The following is a 19193-nucleotide window of genomic DNA, read 5'->3' as shown; positions in this document are numbered from 1 at the left end:
CCTCCGATTAACTTCAACATGAGATGTATTTAAATAGGTTTATTATTCAACCCTGATGTAGTCAGCTGAAAGATTAACTTCAACATGAGATGTATTTAAATGCTGATAAAGTCGTAACCTCTGCTTTGGCTTTATGATTAACTTCAACATGAGATGTATTTAAATCAAATAATATTATTAATATCATTATTTGATTTTGTGATTAACTTCAACATGAGATGTATTTAAATGATGTTAGAGTATTTACAACAACAGGAGCAAAAAGATTAACTTCAACATGAGATGTATTTAAATAATGAGAGCTATGTCAGAGGAGAGTCTTACAGGATGATTAACTTCAACATGAGATGTATTTAAATACATATTAATTATCTCATATATTTAGCATTATTTTGATTAACTTCAACATGAGATGTATTTAAATGAGTATGAAGCTAATAAAAATGAATTATCTGAAAAGATTAACTTCAACATGAGATGTATTTAAATGTTCAGCAATTATATTTATCTTAGCTCTTTTATTAGGATTAACTTCAACATGAGATGTATTTAAATAAAATATTTTGAGCCATATAATAGTAGTCCATCATGATTAACTTCAACATGAGATGTATTTAAATTCAATAGCTGACAATAAACTTTAATTCTTTTAAAGGATTAACTTCAACATGAGATGTATTTAAATATATTGTAACCTTTAATGCCATGATAGGGGCTAATAGATTAACTTCAACATGAGATGTATTTAAATTTTTTTAATTTATCTTTTATAGTCTTTTTTTTGTGGATTAACTTCAACATGAGATGTATTTAAATCATTCTTTACGTCTAACCCAGTATTGAGTATATTTAGATTAACTTCAACATGAGATGTATTTAAATACCATCTTCATAGGATTACTCATATTATCCATAGTTGATTAACTTCAACATGAGATGTATTTAAATTAGGTTCTAGTTTTTTATCATAGAAAGCTTGATACGATTAACTTCAACATGAGATGTATTTAAATTTTTATAAGAAGTTCGGTTACAGTTTTTTAACCAAGATTAACTTCAACATGAGATGTATTTAAATTCAATTAGATCGTATATATCATTAATGCTCTTTGCGATTAACTTCAACATGAGATGTATTTAAATAATGGCAAATAAAACTGAAAAATTACCACAAATCGATTAACTTCAACATGAGATGTATTTAAATAACTTGGAAAATCATTTATAGAAGGAATTGCTTTAGGATTAACTTCAACATGAGATGTATTTAAATCTATAAGAAAAAAGAAAAGGCGTTAATAATGGATGATTAACTTCAACATGAGATGTATTTAAATTAGAAAATTCACGAAATATAAATATAATTTATAATGATTAACTTCAACATAAGATGTATTTAAATCAGTAAATAAACTTACCTAATTTTTTTCTTTTGTATGATTAACTTCAACATGAGATGTATTTAAATTAAGACCAATCCTCCTCATTATCGTAATTAATTGCGATTAACTTCAACATGAGATGTATTTAAATCAAAATGTTATCATAATATTAGCACCCCCATGTGGATTAACTTCAACATGAGATGTATTTAAATATAAATGCAGTAGATGGGAAGATAAGTATAGCTAAGAGATTAACTTCAACATGAGATGTATTTAAATGTTGCAGAGAATGAATCTGCACAAACAAGCGAGCGGATTAACTTCAACATGAGATGTATTTAATTTAACTATAAATATATAACAAGGTAATTCGATAAAAAGGAAACTGTAACGAGTATACTTTCGATAATATTTGCGTTTATTGGAATTGGGGTTATAAAGAGGAAATAGCAATAAATAAAAAAACATTAGCAAAAAGTAGAAAATACTGTTATAATATCAGAAATTAATGTATTAAAATGTAATTATTAAAGAAAATACAAATTTAGTATATTACTTACAAAAAGTTAATGTTGGAGGCGATAAAGTGAACAGAAAAATATTATATAGAATACTTGCAATAATACTATATGGATTTTTAGCAGGTATCGGGATAAACTTCTTCTTAACACCAGCACATATATATTCAGGTGGAGTTACAGGTTTATCACAATTATTATCATCAATAGGAACAGACTTTTTAAACGTAAATATAGACATTTCAACATGGGTATTAATTATAAATTTACCACTAGTTTTATTATCTTGGAAGAAACTTGGTAAGAAATTCACCTTTTATTCATTACTAGCCATACTATCTTCATCATTCTTCATAGGAATAATTCCAAATAGAGTAATAACAGATAATTCACTTTTAGCGGCTATTTTTGGTGGATTACTAACAGGGGCTGGAGTAGGGTTATGCTTTAGAGCAGGATTCTCAACAGGTGGAACAGATATTATAGTATTAGTTATTCAAAAATTAACAGGAAAATCAGTTGGACAGTTAGGAATGTTACTTAACGGTGTAATTGTATCAATGGCAGGAATAATGTACGGATGGGAACTTGCTTTATACAGTTTAGTAGCAATCTTTGCAACAACAAAAATTATGGATATGTTCTATATACAACAATACAAATTAACAGTTACTATTTTTACAAAGAGAGAAAAAGAAATAGTAGAAAGTTTAATAAACAGTCATACAAGAGGGGTTACAGTAAACCCAAGTCTTTATGGTGGATACAGTAAAGAACCATTAACATCAATAGTTACAGTAATATCAAAACATGAATTATTCTTCGTTAAGAAAAATGTTTTAGATATTGATCCAGATGCATTTGTAAATGTACAGCCAACTGTTGAAGTAATAGGGAAATTCGCTGAAAACTCAGTATTATAATAATCAAAAAAATGGGATGCAGTTTAGCATCCCATTTTTTGTATATATTAGTTTTATATTTCTACTACTTTAGAGCATACGCCATCTAATGAATTAAGTTCATTATTTAGTGTATTAATTTCATCCTTATTATCAGATAAAAGATCCAAAATAATAAGTCCTGATTGAGAGCAAGTGTTGTTTGTTGCTTCATGAACTCCAAGTCTTGTTTTAATAATGCATCCGTGTTCAGTTAAAAGTTCTTGAACCTTTGGTGCCATTTGATTTCTTGGTGAAACTTTTATTACCATAATTGAAAACATGTAAACTCCTCCTAAAATATAGATTTATTCATTAGCTAATTTAGATAATTTATAACTATCTATTAGTTCTATTTTACCACGAGAAACTTTAACGATACCATCTTTTTCAAATTTTTTAAGCATACGGCTAACAACCTCTCTAGCAGAACCTAAAGTATTTGCGATTGAGTCATGAGTAATAGTAAGTATCTTACTATTACATAAAAAAGATTCATTAATTAAAAACTTACTTAGTCTTTTATCAAAACTTAAGAAAACAAGATCTTCTATTAAACATAAAGTTTCGGAAAGTTTATCTTGAGTTAAATTAAGAAGAAATTTTTGGACTTCAAAATTTGAATCACATAAATTTTTAAAATACTCTCCATTAATAACTAAAATTAAAGAATCACATTCAGCTTCTAAGCTTAGATTATAAGAAATGTTTTTAAAGGCGCAAGATGCTGATAGAAGACATAAGTCTCTACTTAATAACCTAAAAATAGTTATCTCTTTCCCGAAATCAGAGTGAATAAAACTTCTAACTCGACCTTCTAATATTAAAATAATACCTGTACAATTTGATGAATATTTAGAGCTTATTAAGTCTCCCTTAAAATATCTTTCTACAGAACTTATTGAAATTAAATTTTTTTTATCATCAGTACATAAAAATTTATAAAAAGGGAGAAACTCTTCTAAGTAGTGTATTTCATTATAATTAACCATTTAAAACCTCCATATATAATAGTATATTGAAATATTAACAGTTATATGTGATAAAGTCACAGAAAAAAAGAACTAGTAAGAATATTATATAAGTATAATATATTAAGAAAGAGGCGAATATTTAATGACAAGACCATCAGTATACCATAGCCAAGGATACACTTGTGCTGAGGCTATAATTAAATCATACAATGAGGATAATAATACAAATATACCAGTTTCATTAGGAAGTGGAATGGGAACTGGAATAACAGTAGGAAGTTTATGCGGTGCTGTAAATGCATCAGTTTTAATAATTGGATATATTAAAGGAAGAGATAATAAACTTGAAGATAATGAAGCAAGAAAGTATTCAAAAGAACTTATGACAAGAGTTAGAGAGAAGTATAACTCTGAAATCTGTTTGGATTTAAAGAGAAGTAAAGTTGGATGCGATGAAATAATTAATTTCTCATATGATGCTTTAACTGAATTATTAAACAGTGATAAGTAAATAGAGAAAATAATAACTCATATATTTATGTTCAATATTAAAGGGAATTGGGTAACCTTTAATATAGCATTAATATATGAGTTATTTTATATTGTGTAAATATATTTTTATAAATAATTAGTTTTCTTTTAATATTGATTGTTTATTTCTATAAGGATAAGACTTCATATCCTTTGAATTGAAATCTTCATTGAATAAATTTATAGCTGTAATTTGACGATTATCATAATCGTGATAGTAATAAGTTCCTGATTCTAAGCACATTGCTGATGAGTACATTGTTATATCTTCACTTCCATCAGGTTTTAAAACAGCACCTTTTGGTATATCACAACTAGATAATATGTGGAATAAAGCAGTTACTCCATCAATTTCAGTATCTTTGTGAGTAATATTATTTTTAAGGAACGCAGCTCTTACAAAACGAGAAGGTGGAGTAAAATCTCCAGGTAATGAGAAGGTTCCAGAACCTTGGCTAAATGGTGATAAAGTTAAACCATCCCAATTTGCATCAGGTAGCTGCATAGCTTTTACCCCAAGATATTGACGTAAGTTAGTTAAATGCCATTCAAAATCGGGGCTATTTGTCATAATTCCTATTGGATTATCATAAATATTTAAACCTTTGGTTGTCTTTTCAACAACAATACTTTTACCAGATTTATCAGATAAAATCCAATGCAATGGAGGAATTACACCAATTAAAGAAAGATGTGCTTCCACAATAATAGTATTACTTAAAGCATCTTTTACTTCCTCTAAAGTTTTGAAATTAGATAGTGACCACAATACAAAATCATAAGGTGCAATATTATTTTTGCCTTCTATTGGAGCCTTATGATAGTCTGCAAATCCAGGTAAATAAAGAGTAGCACATGCGAGTCCTTCTTCATTTACACCATCGGCTAATACTGGATGATTGCCTAAAAGAGCACTCATACCTAAAAGGGCATATTTAGTTTTTGAAGTAGAATTATCAATAACATTTGATACAGTAAAATCTCTAGGTATGAAACGTACCTGTTGATTAAAGTCTATTGCAAAATCCATTGTACGACCAAGTAAATGATGTTCATCTCTTGTTTTTAAAGTTAAACTAGTACACATAATAAGCACTTCCTTAATTTGATTTATTTTATAATTTAAGTTTACAACTCTAGTTATATTAAGTAAAATTAAAATTACTTAACAGATAGTTAAGTAAAACTTAACTAAGGAGTAGAAGGTTATGAATTTTGAGCAACTCAATATTATTACTACATTATCAGAGGAAAAAAGCTTTTCTAAAACAGCAAATAAATTACATTTAACAACTTCAGCTGTAAGTCAGGCAGTTTCATCACTTGAAAATGAACTTGGAGTGATGTTATTTGAACGTTCTAAAAAAGGAACTTTTCCTACGACAAAGGGACAATATATTATTAAGAAGGCATATATTATTTTGGAAAAAAAGCAGGACATTTATACATATACTTCAAATAATACAAATTATCCAAAGGTTAGATTAAAAATTGGATGTATTCCTGGAGTCAATTATCCACTTATTAAAGCAATTCAAATGCTAGAAAGAGAGTATCCATTTATTCAAATTTCTATTGAAGAACAAAATACCCAAGGATTAGTAACATCGCTACGCGAGGAAAAATGTGATTTTGCATTAATTGCATTTTCAGATAATATTGTAAATCATAATTTAAACTATGATATTAGAAAGATTACAGATGGCTCATTTTATTTTGCAGTAAATAAAAATTCATCAATTGCTAGTCATGATGTATTAGATTATGAAAGTATTATAGATGAGCCTATAGCTATATATGAAGATAAATTTTTACTTAATTATTTAAGTCACGTAGAAAGTAGAACTGGAAAGTCTGCTCATGTATTATTTAAAACGAATAATTTCACATCAATTATGAATAGTATAGATGAGAACATTGCAATATCTTTTGGACCATCTTATGCAATAGTAAATGACTTTTATAACAGACTAAGAGATATAAAGCTTATACCAGTAATAGAAGATAAGGATACTATAAGTCCAGCACTTTGGTTTTTAAAGACAAAGAATAACTCTTTAAATGAGATTGGAGAAGATTTATTTAACTTTATATTAAACAATATAAAAGTAATATAATAAATAGTTTATAGTTCTTGACTTAAAGTACACTCTAAGGTCTATACTAATTTTAATTAGATATTTATGAGGAGGAAGATAATATGAATAATTTTGATTTTTATAATCCAACAAGAATAGTTTTTGGAAAAGATCGTTTAAATGAATTAGATAATTTGATACCAAAAGATGCAAAGGTACTTGTACTTTACGGAGGCGGAAGTGTTAAGAAATTTGGTACTTTAGATAAAGTATTAAAAGGACTTGGAAACCGTAATGTAGTTGAATTTTCAGGTATAGAAGCAAATCCAAGATTTGAAACATTAATGAAAGCTGTAGAAGTAGTTAAAAAAGAAAATATTGATTTCTTATTAGCAGTAGGTGGCGGTTCTGTAATGGATGGAACAAAATTTGTTTCATTAGCATCACAATATGATAGAGATAATGCACTAGATTTATTAAGTGATAGAATGGCAGCAAGTGGTTTAACAAAAGCATTACCACTTGGAACAGTTGTTACATTGCCAGCAACAGGTTCAGAAATGAACTCTGGTGGAGTTATTACTTCAAGTATAGGAAAAAGAGCTTTTAGAAATCAATTAGTATTTCCTAAGTTCTCATTCTTAGATCCAACTTTAACTTTCTCATTACCAAAATCACAAGTTGCAAATGGAGTAGTTGATACATTTATACATGTTTTAGAACAGTATGCAACATATCCTGTAGATGGATGTTTCCAAGATAGAACTGCTGAAGGAATACTTTTAACTTTAATGGAAATAGGAAAGAAGACTATAGATAATCCTACTGATTATGATTTAAGAGCAAATCTTGTTTGGTGTGCTACAATGGGCCTAAATGGTTTAATTGGAGCTGGAGTTCCACAAGACTGGGCTACTCATATGATTGGTCATGAACTAACAGCAATGTTTGGAATAGACCATGGTAAAACATTAGCAATAATATTACCTTCACTTTGGAATGTAATGAGAGATGCTAAAAAAGATAAATTACTTCAATATGGAGAAAGAGTCTTAAACATTACATCAGGAACAGATGAAGAAAGAATAGACCTTGCTATTTCTAAAACAAGAGAATTCTTTGAAAGTTTAGGAATAAAGACTAGACTTTCAGATTATGGAGTAGATGAGAGTTCAATCGATGATTTAGTTAAAGCATTAGAAGATCACAAAATGGCTGCAATCGGAGAAGATGGAATTGTAACTTTAGATGTTAGTCGTAAAATTTTAGAAGGTGCACTATAAAATTATAAATAAAGATGATTTCTGTATTTAACAGGAGTCATCTTTTTTATTTATTAAGAAATTGAAAATAAAGCTTAATAGGACTATAAATTCATCAAGTTATAAACTATAATAATTAAAAAATAATAAATATTAATTACAAAAGAATAAGGAGACTATAAAATGAAGGTTCATAAAAATTATCTTATATTAATTGCAGGAATAGTTTGGAGTATAGCAGGTTTTAACATAGTAAGATTAGGCGTTATAGCATATAAAGGTCATGTTTCTATTATAAATATTATTTTATCTATAGTAGTATTTTCTATATTTTTAGGAATGATTTTTTATAAAATGGTTAAAAAACATGTTTTAAGAATTTTAGAGTATAAAGAAAAACAATATTTTTATAAATTTTTTGATTTGAAATCATACATAATAATGGCAGTAATGATGGGTGGAGGAATATATTTAAGATATTCTGGATTAGTTCCTGATGTATTTATAGCTTTCTTTTACACAGGTCTTGGATGTGCATTACTTCTTTCAGGAATTTTGTTTTTAGTAAAGTTTATAGAGGTGTGTAAATCATAGAATAGACGGTTTTTAACTGTCTATTTTATATAGCACATTTTATAAGCTTTTTTTCATGTTTTATTTATAATATGTTATTATAGTTATTGGAAAAGGAGGGGTTAAGCTTTGGGATATACAATAAAAGAAGTAGCAGATAAGACAAATTTATCAACATATACAATAAGATACTATGAAAAAGAAGGGTTACTACCAAAAGTAAGCAGAAACGAATTAGGAAATAGAGTTTTTTCAGAAGACGATTTAGAATGGATATCAGTAATTTGTTGCTTAAAGAATACAGGCATGCATATAAAAGATATAAAGATTTACATAGATTTAAAAAAAGAAGGAGATTCTACTTTAGAAGTTAGAAGAAATATAGTAACAGAGCATAAGAAGGCAGTAGAAAATAAGATTTTGCAACTAAAGAAAGAGCTTGAAAAAGTTAATGAGAAAGTAGAATATTATGATATTGCATGTAAGGATGGAACAGAAGAATTAGTAAGGAAAAAATGCAAACTTAAAATGATGAGTTTTAAATAGAAGGAGGTGGGGCGTATATACAATGTTAATACTTTAAAACTTGACATGAAAAGTTAGTGTGAGATAATAATATTTGAATTAGTTAATTCAAATAGACCACTTTAAGTAAACGTATTCAGAAGAAGTTTAACGGTTTAATTCCGTTAAAAGATTAGGAGGATTAAAATGGATATTTTAGCAAAAGGATTCAAAAAACCAACAGAAAGAGTTGTAAGGTTAAAGGAAGAAGTTATGTCAGCATTTCCATGTATTGAGGCAGACAGGGCTATAATACTGACAAAGTCATTTAAGGAAACTGAAAATGAACCTATGATTATTCGAAAAGCAAAAGCATTAAAGACCATTTTAAATGAAATCCCTATAGTAATTAGAGATAATGAACTAATTGTAGGGAGTTTAACAAAAAATCCAAGATCAGCACAAGTATTTCCGGAATTTTCTAATAAGTGGTTAGTAGATGAGTTTGACAAATTCGAAGATAGAACATCAGATGCTTTTAAGATTTCAGAAGAAACAAAAAAAGAATTAAAAGAAGTTTTTAAGTACTGGGAAGGCAAGACAGTAAGTGAACTTGCAGATTCTTATATGACAGAAGAAACAAAAAAAGCAATGGGTGCTAATGTCTTTACTGTCGGAAATTATTTTTATAATGGACTTGGACATGTATCTGTAGATTATGAAAAAGTACTAAAAAAAGGATTCAAGGGAATCATTAAAGAAGTGCAAGAACAAATAGATAATGCAGATAAAAGTTCTCCAGAGTATATTAAAAAGAGAGCATTTTGGGATGCAGTGATAATTTCATGTAATGGAGCAATAGATTATGCAAAAAGATACTCAAAATTAGCTATTGACCTTGCAAAGGATACAAAGGATGTTACTAGAAAGAAAGAACTATTAAATATAGCTAATATATGTAACCGAGTTCCAGAATATCCTGCAGAAACTTTTTATGAAGCTTGTCAGTCATTTTGGTTTATACAAGCGATTATTAGTTTAGAATCTAATGGACATGCTATATCACCAGGACGTTTTGATCAATATATGTATGAATATTATAAAACTGATGTAGAGACAGATAGTAATTTAAAAGAATTAAATGAAGAGATTTTAGACTGTTTATGGGTTAAGTTTAATGATCTTACAAAGGTACGTGATGAAACTACTACAAAAGCTTTTAGTGGTTACTCAATGTTCCAAAACTTAATTGTAGGTGGACAAACAATGGATGGAAAAGATGCAACAAATGAATTATCATACATGTGTCTTGAAGCTACTGGAAGTTTAATGTTACCTCAACCATCATTATCAGTTAGAATATGGAGTAAAACTCCAGAACAATTTTTATTAAGAACATGTGAGTTGACTAGACTTGGAACAGGTCTTCCAGCTTTTTATAATGATGAAGTCATTATTCCAATGTTAATAAATCAAGGACTAACACTTGAAGATGCAAGAGACTATGCAATTGTTGGATGCGTTGAACCTCAAAAGCCAGGCAAAACTGATGGCTGGTATGATGCTGCATTTTTCAATTTAGCAAAGGTGTTAGAACTTAGTATAAATAGTGGAATGATTGATGGCGTTCAAGTATCACCTAGAACTTGTGACTTCACTGAATTTAAAGACTTAGATGATCTTATAAATGCTTATAAGGAGCAAATGAAATATTTTGTTTCACAAATGATAGCTGCTGATAATTGTGTTGATATAGCACATGCAGAAAGAGCTCCACTACCATTTTTATCTAGTATGCTAGATGACTGTATAAGTGTTGGTAAATCAATTCAAGAAGGTGGAGGACATTATCGTTTCTCAGGACCTTTAGGAGTTGGTGTTGCTAATGTTGGTGATTCTTTTATGGCTATAGACAAGCTTGTTTTTGAAGATGGTAAAATTACATTAGAACAATTAAAAGAAGCTCTTAATACTAATTTTGGAGAGCTTGAGGAAGAGGAAGAAAAGAAAGCTTTATACGATGATATTAAGCAAATGCTTCTACATAGAGCACCTAAGTTTGGTAATGATATAGATAAAGTTGATGAGTTTACTCGTGATGCTTCACTTATATATTGCAAAGAAGTTATTAAACATACGAACCAACGTGGAGGTAAATTTATACCAGGGTTATACCCAGTTTCAAATAATGTTCATTTAGGAAGCTTAGTGGGTGCTACACCAGATGGAAGAGGCGCTAAGGAACCAATAGCAGATGGTGTATCACCAACAAGAGGAGCAGACGTAAATGGTCCAACAGCAGCATTAAATTCTGTATCTAAGCTAGATCATTTTAGTGCTCCAAGTGGAACATTATTTAATCAAAAGTTCAATCCACGCTCATTACAAGGTGATAATGGTCTTAAAAATTTAGGTGCATTAATAAGAAGTTACTTTGATAAAAAAGGAATGCACATACAATTTAATGTAATTGATAAAAAGGTATTACTAGATGCACAAAAAAGTCCTGAAAAATATAGGGATTTAATAGTGCGTGTTGCAGGATATAGTGCTCAATTTATTTGTTTGGATAAGGGCGTACAAGATGATATTATAAAGAGAACTGAACAAAGTTTATAATATTTAGATAAAAAATAGCTCTGCTTTATGAGAATAATTAAATTATTATTTTAAGGCAGGGCATTTTATTTGGAAGAAGGTTTAATTGATATGAAGGATAATGAAGTAAATTATAATGAAACTGGATTAATTTTTAATATTCAAAGATTTTCTGTAAATGATGGACCTGGAGTAAGGACTATAGTTTTTTTAAAAGGTTGCCCATTATCTTGCCTTTGGTGTAGTAACCCAGAATCACAGCATAATTATAAAGAAATAATGTTTAATGAGAAAAATTGTACGGGATGTAATAAGTGCGAGAAGAATTGTACTCATAATGGCATTGACTTTAATATTAAAAATAGAATAGATAGAGAAAAATGTATAAATTGTGGAGACTGTGCTGAGGAGTGCTATCGAGAGGCATTAGTGATGTCAGGGGAAGATGTTAATGTAAGTAAAGTAATAGATGAAGTTAAGAAAGATGACATGGAATTTAGGCATTCTGGTGGAGGTATAACATTATCAGGTGGAGAACCTTTAATGCAGCCAGAATTTGCCCTAGAAGTATTAAAGGCTAGTAAATACAATGGATGGAATACAACTATAGAAACAACAGGATTTACTTCAAAGGAAGTAATTAATAAAGTGATGCCTTGGGTTGATTTAGTACTTTTGGATATTAAAACTACGGATTCAAATAAGCATATAAAGTATGTTGGAAAGAGCAATGAAATTATATTAGAAAATGCAAAGAGAATATCTGAACTTGGGGTTGATATGATAATTAGAGTTCCTATCATACCAGACTTTAATGCAGATTTTAAAAGTGTAAAAGAAATAGCTGAATTTGTTAAAGATTTAAAAATGGTAAAGGAAATGCATATATTACCTTATCATAGACTTGGAGTTAATAAATATAATTGTTTAGGAAGAGAGTATAATATGAAAGATACAGCAGTTACCCCTAGTGATGAATTTATGGAAGAGTTAAAAGGTATAGTTGAGAAAGTTGGAGTTAAGTGTAATATAGGAGCAATATAAAAAAAGGTTAACTTATGATATATCCTTATTTGTTAATAAAGTTTATTTTATTATAATGATATTAATATGTTTATAATAGTTAAAAACATATTATTATCTTATAATTATATTATTAGATAAATAAGGAGATGAAGATAGGTGGATACTACAGTTAAAAGTACGAAAGTATATAAACAAGTTGTAGAACATATAAAAAAAATGATAGAAGAAGGAAAGCTTAAAATCGGAGATAAATTACCAACAGAAAGAGCTATGGCAGTAGATTTAAATGTTAGTAGAGCATCTATAAGAGAAGCAATGAGATCACTTGAAGTAATCGGACTAATTGAGAGTAGACAAGGTTCAGGCAATTATATAAAAGAGGATTTTGAAAAAATCTTTTTAGAACCTTTATCAATAATGTTTATGCTACAACAAGGATCACCACTTGATATATATGAACTTAGGGAAATGTTAGAATTATCTACAATAATGTTATCAGCAAAAAGAATAAATGACGAGGATTTAGAAAAACTGAAATGTTTGAAAGATGAATTTAGAAAAAGCGATATAGAAAAAGATAGTGCAGAAATAGATAAGGAGTTCCATTACACTATAGTAAAAGCGGCTGGAAATCCACTAATAACAAATTTGCTTAACATATTGTCAGAACTTATAGATGAATTTATAACTAATTCAAGAAAAAATATTTTAGAGTGTGAAGAGAATAAGGAAAGATTAATTTATCTTCATGAAAAAATATACGAAGCAATAGAAGGAAAAGATGCTTATAAGGCTTATACAGCCATGAAAGAGCACTTTGAACTTATAAAACAATACGCAATGTTAAATAAATAACAAAGAATGAGTGAATAAGCAGTTAAAAGAATATTTACAATTTATAGTAGAGTGGGTTATCTATGGTAACTAACTCTACTTTTTTTGGTATACGTTTTCAATCAAATATTGTTAAAATATTAACTATACTAGTAACTGCAAAATCTTAGGAGTACAATTAAATTGAAATTGGTCATGCCACCTGAATAATTACATATTAAGGAGGGAACTAATGGATATTTATTTTAAATTTATAATTGCATTATTACCAATAATCTTGCTTATGGTAGCACTTGGCGTATTTAAAGTGCCAGGACATATAATTTGTCCAATAGCATTAGTTTGTACAATAATACTTGCAGTATTATTGTGGAAAATGCCTTTGCTTATTACAGCATCTGCGGCACTTGAAGGAATTGCTCTTGCAATTTGGCCTATTATGCTAGTAATTATAGCAGCTGTATTTACATATAACTTATCTATTTACACAAAGGGAATGGATGTTATAAAAAAGATGCTAACAAGCGTGACAACCGATAAGCGAATATTAGTACTTATATTAGCGTTTGGATTTGGAGGATTTTTAGAAGCTGTCGCTGGATTTGGAACAGCAGTTGCAATACCAGCAGGTATAATGGCAGCACTAGGATTCGAGCCAATATTCGCAGCAGTAATATGCTTAATTGCTAATACTACACCAACAGCTTTTGGAGCAATAGGATTACCTGTTACTACTTTAGCTGAAGTATCAAACATTTCAATTGGACAACTAAGTTATACAATAGCAATTCAATTGTTTATGTTTATAATACTTCTGCCATTCATATTAGTTATGATAACAGGAAAAGGCATAAAAGCTTTAAAAGGAGTAGTATTTATAACTTTTGCAACTGGAACATCCTTTGCTATAGTTCAATTAATAGTTGCAAAGTATTTAGGAGCGGAGCTTCCAGCCGTAATTGGTTCGGTAGTTTCAATGGGTGTTACTATATTTATTGCTAAAACTTTTTATAAGGAAAAAAATGCTGAATATGAACAGTGTGACAAAGTAACCTTTAAACAAGGGGTTAAAGCTTGGCTACCATTCATATTAATATTTATTTTTATTATTTTAATAAGTCCACTATTTCCTAAAATATATGAAATGGTTGCATCAGTAAAGACATCAGTTACTATTTATAAAGGTGAAGGTGCAATGCCATATACATTTGTGTGGCTTGCAAGTCCAGGAACATTAATAATATTAGCTGCATTTATTGGAGGCTTAGTACAAGGAGCTAAATTTAGTGAAATTGTAAAGGTTTTAATAAATACAGTTAAGCAAATGTTTAAATCATCAATAACCATAATATCAATAATAGCATTAGCAAAAGTAATGGGTTATAGCGGAATGATTAAATCAGTTGCATTAGTTTTAGTAATGGTAACTGGAAGTTTTTATCCTTTAATTTCTCCACTAATTGGAGCCTTAGGAACTTTTGTAACAGGTAGTGATACCTCAGCAAATGTATTGTTTGGTGGGCTTCAAGTTGAAGCTGCAAAATCATTAGGTACAAGCCCATATTGGCTTGCAGCAGCAAATACTTGTGGAGCAACAGCTGGTAAAATGATTTCACCTCAAAGTATAGCGGTTGCAACAGCAGCTACGGGAATTGAAGGAGAAGAAGGAAAAATTTTAAACTCAACATTAAAATATTGCGTAGGCTATGTAGTACTATTAGGAATAATAACATACGCAGGAACACTAATTTTTGTGTGATATAGAAAAATGGAGGAGATGTATTATGAATACTATAGTTTGTATTAAACAAGTACCAGGAACATCAAAAGTAGAAGTAGATGAAAAAACAGGTGTATTAAAAAGGGATGGAATAGATACAAAAATGAATCCATATGATTTATACGCTTTAGAAACTGCACTGAATATCAAAGAAGAAAAAGGTGGAGAAATAAAGGTTATAAGTATGGGGCCACCTCAAGCTATGGAAGTAATAAGAGAAGCTTTTTCAATGGGAGCAGATAGTGGAACATTAGTTTCAGATAGAAAATTTGCAGGTGCAGACGTACTTGCAACAGCTTATACATTATCACAAGGAATAAGAAAGTGTGGAGATTTCGATTTAATCGTTTGTGGTAAACAAACAACAGATGGAGATACTGCACAAGTTGGTCCTGAGATGGCGGAATACCTAGGAATTCCTCATGTAGCAAATGTAAGAAAAATATTAGAAGTAAAAGATGATTTTATAACAGTGGAAATGGATATGCCAAATACAGTAGAGATTGTTGATATTAAGTATCCATGTTTAATAACTGTAGAAAAAGGTATATTTGAACCAAGATTACCTTCATATAAAAAGAAAATTGATTCAAAAGATAGAGAAATAAAAGTTATATCCTTAATGGATTTTGAAGATAAAAATGAGAAGAAATATGGACTAAATGGTTCACCTACACAAGTTGAAAGAATATTCCCACCAGAATCTAATAATGATCATGAAATATGGACAGGTAGTTCTGATGAAATAAGTGATAAAATGTGCACAAAATTAAAAGAATTAAAGTTTATTTAGGGGGAGTACATTATGGCAAAATTAGTAGTTAATCAAGAAAAGGTAGGAAATATAGAAGAGATAATAAAGATTTGTCCATTTGGAGCATTAGAAAATGTTGATGGAAAGCTTGAAATAAATGCGAACTGTAAGATGTGTAGATTATGTGTAAAGAAAGGTCCAAAAGGAGCAGTTGAATATATAGAAGAAGAAGTTGTTAAAATAGATAAAAGTAAATGGAATGGTATTTGTGTTTATGTAGATCACGTTGATGGAGAAATACATCCAGTTACATTTGAATTAATAGGAAAAGCTAGAGAACTAGCAGATAAAGTAAATCAAAAAGTATATTGTTTATTTATTGGAAATAATATAGAGAAACAAGCTGAAGAATTACTTCATTATGGAGTTGATGAAGTAATGGTATATGATAATCCAAAGCTTAAAAACTTTAGAATAGAACCATATGCTGCAGCAATTGAAGATTTTATAAGTAATGTAAAACCTGCAGTGCTTTTAGTTGGAGCAACAACAGTTGGAAGATCACTTGCACCTAGAGTAGCTGCAAGATGTAGAACTGGACTTACAGCAGACTGTACAATTTTAGATATAAAAGAAAATACTGATTTAGTTCAAATAAGACCAGCATTTGGTGGTAATATAATGGCTCAAATAGTTACTCCAAATTCAAGACCACAACTTGCAACAGTTAGATATAAAGTAATGTCAGCACCAGAAAGAACTGATGAAGCTAGTGGAATATTAAAGATATGTCATATAGATGATTCAAAATTAAATTCTAATATTGAAGTAAAGGAAGTTATACGTAAAGAGAAAGAACATAGTATATCAGAAGCTGAAGTATTAGTAGTTGCAGGAAGAGCTGTAAAATCACAAAAAGATATGGAAATGATTGAAGAACTTGCATCACTTTTAGGTGGAGAAGTTGCTGTTACAAGACCTTTAATAGAAAATGGCTGGGAAGATGCTAAAAAGCAAGTTGGATTAAGTGGAAGAACTGTAAGACCAAAACTTATAATAACTTGTGGAGTATCAGGTGCAGTACAATTTACAGCAGGTATGAATAATTCAGACTATATATTTGCAATAAATAAAGATGAGAAAGCTCCTATATTTAAGGCAGCCCACTATGGAATAGTTGGAGATATATATGAAATAGTTCCAAAATTAATCGAAGAAATTAAAGGAAATAAGGGGGAATAATCATGAGTTATAATAAAGTTTCAGAAAGCACTATAGAAGATATAAAAGCTATTATAAATGATTGTGACAGAGTATTCTATGGAAGTGATATTAATGAAGACTATAGTCATGATGAATTAGGTTCAATAAAAGAGCTTCCAGATGTAGTAGTAAAAGTTATGACTACAGAAGAAGTTTCAAAAATAATGAAATATGCTTATGAAAATAATATTCCAGTAACAGCAAGAGGTTCAGGAACAGGGCTAGTTGGAGCAGCTGTTGCTCTTTATAGAGGTATAGTTTTAGATTTAAGTGGAATGAATAAAATACTTGAACTTGATGAAGATAATTTAACATTAACAGTAGAACCTGGTGTACTACTTATGGAAATATCTAAATTTGTAGAGGAAAATGACTTATTCTATCCACCAGATCCAGGTGAAAAGACAGCTACAATTGCTGGTAATATAAGTACAAATGCTGGTGGAATGAGAGCTGTAAAATATGGTGTAACAAGAGATTACGTAAGAGGATTAGAAGTAGTATTAGCTAATGGAGATGTAATGAACTTAGGTGGTAAAGTAGTTAAGAATAGTTCAGGATATAGTTTAAAAGATTTAGTTGTAGGTTCAGAAGGAACACTTGCTATAATAACAAAAGCAATACTTAAACTAGTACCATTACCAAAGAAAGCAATTAGTTTACTTATACCATTTAATGATTTAGAAACTGCAATAGAAACAGTTCCTAAAATAATAAAATCAAAGGCAGTGCCAACAGCTATTGAATTTATGCAAAGAGAAGCAATAGTTGCAGCAGAACAGTACTTAGGTAAGAAGTTCCCAGACCATACATCTGATGCTTATCTTCTTTTAACTTTTGATGGTAACTCAAAAGAAGAAATAGAAAAAGATTATGAAAAAGTAGCTAATATTTGCCTTAAAGAAGGTGCTATAGATGCATTTATATCAGATACAGAAGAAAGACAAGAGTCAATATGGTCTGCAAGAGGAGCTTTCTTAGAAGCAATAAAAGCATCAACTACAGAAATGGATGAGGTTGACGTAGTTGTACCAAGAAATAGAGTAGCGGAGTTTGTTAAGTTTACTCATAAACTTGAAAAGAAATTTGATATTAGAATTAAGAGCTTTGGACATGCAGGAGATGGTAATCTTCATATATACTTATTAAAAGATGATTTAAGTGAAGAAGCATGGAAGTTAAAACTTAAAGAAGTTATGAAATCAATGTATGATAAATCTAAAGAATTAAAAGGACAAGTATCAGGAGAACATGGTATTGGATTCGCGAAGAAAGGGTACTTAAATGAATCATTAAGTGATGAACAAATCGCTTTAATGAAAGGAATAAAGTTAACTTTTGACCCTAAAAATATTTTAAATCCTGGAAAAGTGTGTGAATAAAATTATATAAATAATAAGGCTACACAATGAGTTGATTTTGGGTAGCCTTATTTTTATGTTATTGACAATTTAAAAATTAAACTGTATTTTATATATAGACCAATCGTTATAATTATTAGGAGATATATTATGGGAAATAAAATTGATACAAGAGAAAAAATATTAAAGACAGCATCAGAGATGTTCTTTTCAAATGGTTATCATGCAACAGGTTTAAATGCAATTCTTAAAAAGAGTGAAGCTCCAAAAGGGTCACTTTATTACTATTTTCCAAAAGGTAAAGAGGAATTAGCATTACAAGCTATAGAAGTTGTGAAGGAGTCTATTAAAGAAGAAATAAAAGAGAATTTATATTCATCTAAAGATCCTATAGTAGGCATTCAAAAAGTAATTTTGAATGTAGCAGATATAGTTGGAAGGGAAGAGATTGTAAAGGGCGTAACAGTAAGCCTTCTAGCATTAGAAGCATCTCAAACAAATGAAATACTTAGAGAAGCGTGTGCAGCTACATTTCTAACATGGGAAGACTTATATAAAGACAGACTTAAAGAATTAAATGTAAGTGAAGAGGATGCTAGAGATATTAGTAGAATAATTCAAATAATGATTGAAGGTGCTATTGTAATGTCCCTTACAAACAAAGATAATAGTTCACTTATATTAGTTAAAGATACTGTTGAAGTAATAATTAAACAATATATAAATAAATAAAATTCGTAGTAAAGGATATTGTATAAAATTATAATAACCTTTATTATTTTTCAATTAATTATATAGACTGGTCTAATTA

General features: G+C 29.3%; 17 protein-coding genes and 1 CRISPR repeat array. Of the genes, 14 read left to right on the top strand and 3 right to left on the bottom strand.

Going from position 1 to position 19193, the window contains the following annotated elements; translation table 11 throughout:
• Nucleotides 1–5: 5 nt before the first annotated feature.
• A CRISPR array of direct repeats spans nt 6–1729; the repeat unit is 30 nt; unit sequence GATTAACTTCAACATGAGATGTATTTAAAT.
• A gap of 242 nt (nt 1730–1971) precedes the next feature.
• On the top strand, nt 1972–2826 hold the full coding sequence (locus tag RSF37_RS02655; RefSeq protein ID WP_332562835.1) for a YitT family protein: 855 nt from the start codon (nt 1972–1974) through the stop codon (nt 2824–2826).
• A 53-nt stretch (nt 2827–2879) separates the two neighbouring features.
• On the opposite strand, the gene RSF37_RS02650 is transcribed toward RSF37_RS02655, so the two are convergent.
• Both RSF37_RS02650 and RSF37_RS02645 read right to left on the bottom strand, forming a co-directional pair.
• On the bottom strand, nt 2880–3128 hold the full coding sequence (locus RSF37_RS02650) for a hypothetical protein (protein ID WP_332562834.1): 249 nt from the start codon (nt 3126–3128) through the stop codon (nt 2880–2882).
• A 24-nt stretch (nt 3129–3152) separates the two neighbouring features.
• The gene (locus RSF37_RS02645; protein WP_332562833.1) at nt 3153–3836 is read right to left on the bottom strand and encodes a Crp/Fnr family transcriptional regulator; all 684 of its coding nucleotides are present in this window, start codon (nt 3834–3836) and stop codon (nt 3153–3155) included.
• A gap of 124 nt (nt 3837–3960) precedes the next feature.
• Between RSF37_RS02645 and RSF37_RS02640 the strand changes: the two genes are divergently transcribed.
• On the top strand, nt 3961–4329 hold the full coding sequence (locus tag RSF37_RS02640) for a C-GCAxxG-C-C family (seleno)protein (RefSeq protein ID WP_332562832.1): 369 nt from the start codon (nt 3961–3963) through the stop codon (nt 4327–4329).
• 117 nt (nt 4330–4446) lie between these two features.
• Here RSF37_RS02640 and bsh read toward each other — a convergent pair whose 3' ends face one another.
• Nucleotides 4447–5436: a choloylglycine hydrolase gene (bsh, locus tag RSF37_RS02635; protein WP_332562831.1), complete on the bottom strand. Its 990-nt coding sequence runs from the start codon at nt 5434–5436 to the stop codon at nt 4447–4449.
• A 121-nt stretch (nt 5437–5557) separates the two neighbouring features.
• Between bsh and RSF37_RS02630 the strand changes: the two genes are divergently transcribed.
• From RSF37_RS02630 to RSF37_RS02575, 12 genes are all read left to right on the top strand, one after another.
• On the top strand, nt 5558–6466 hold the full coding sequence (locus tag RSF37_RS02630; RefSeq protein WP_332562830.1) for a LysR family transcriptional regulator: 909 nt from the start codon (nt 5558–5560) through the stop codon (nt 6464–6466).
• A gap of 83 nt (nt 6467–6549) precedes the next feature.
• On the top strand, nt 6550–7710 hold the full coding sequence (locus RSF37_RS02625; RefSeq protein WP_332562829.1) for an iron-containing alcohol dehydrogenase: 1161 nt from the start codon (nt 6550–6552) through the stop codon (nt 7708–7710).
• A gap of 162 nt (nt 7711–7872) precedes the next feature.
• Nucleotides 7873–8283, top strand: coding sequence for a hypothetical protein (locus RSF37_RS02620; RefSeq protein ID WP_332562828.1), 411 nt, complete (start codon nt 7873–7875; stop codon nt 8281–8283).
• Nucleotides 8284–8391: 108 nt separating this feature from the next.
• Nucleotides 8392–8808, top strand: coding sequence for a MerR family transcriptional regulator (locus RSF37_RS02615; RefSeq protein ID WP_332562827.1), 417 nt, complete (start codon nt 8392–8394; stop codon nt 8806–8808).
• Between the two features lie 165 nt (nt 8809–8973).
• On the top strand, nt 8974–11385 hold the full coding sequence (locus tag RSF37_RS02610) for a glycyl radical protein (protein ID WP_332562826.1): 2412 nt from the start codon (nt 8974–8976) through the stop codon (nt 11383–11385).
• A gap of 90 nt (nt 11386–11475) precedes the next feature.
• Complete coding sequence (locus RSF37_RS02605; protein WP_332562837.1) at nt 11476–12408, top strand: glycyl-radical enzyme activating protein; 933 nt, start codon at nt 11476–11478, stop codon at nt 12406–12408.
• 138 nt (nt 12409–12546) lie between these two features.
• Nucleotides 12547–13245: a FadR/GntR family transcriptional regulator gene (locus RSF37_RS02600; protein ID WP_332562825.1), complete on the top strand. Its 699-nt coding sequence runs from the start codon at nt 12547–12549 to the stop codon at nt 13243–13245.
• Between the two features lie 211 nt (nt 13246–13456).
• Entirely contained in the window at nt 13457–14983 is a 1527-nt protein-coding gene (locus RSF37_RS02595; protein WP_332562824.1) for an L-lactate permease, read from the top strand.
• A gap of 25 nt (nt 14984–15008) precedes the next feature.
• On the top strand, nt 15009–15797 hold the full coding sequence (locus RSF37_RS02590) for an electron transfer flavoprotein subunit beta/FixA family protein (RefSeq protein WP_332562823.1): 789 nt from the start codon (nt 15009–15011) through the stop codon (nt 15795–15797).
• Between the two features lie 12 nt (nt 15798–15809).
• Nucleotides 15810–17000, top strand: coding sequence for an electron transfer flavoprotein subunit alpha (locus tag RSF37_RS02585; protein ID WP_332562822.1), 1191 nt, complete (start codon nt 15810–15812; stop codon nt 16998–17000).
• Nucleotides 17001–17002: 2 nt separating this feature from the next.
• Complete coding sequence (locus tag RSF37_RS02580; RefSeq protein ID WP_332562821.1) at nt 17003–18403, top strand: FAD-binding oxidoreductase; 1401 nt, start codon at nt 17003–17005, stop codon at nt 18401–18403.
• A 129-nt stretch (nt 18404–18532) separates the two neighbouring features.
• A complete protein-coding gene (locus RSF37_RS02575; RefSeq protein ID WP_332562820.1) occupies nt 18533–19114 on the top strand; it encodes a TetR/AcrR family transcriptional regulator in 582 nt (193 codons plus the stop codon).
• The last annotated feature ends 79 nt before the right edge of the window (nt 19115–19193 follow it).

It is taken from the genome of Clostridium sp. (assembly GCF_036643715.1).
Lineage (GTDB): Bacteria > Bacillota > Clostridia > Clostridiales > Clostridiaceae > Clostridium.
This window is presented reverse-complemented; position numbering and strand designations above follow the sequence as displayed.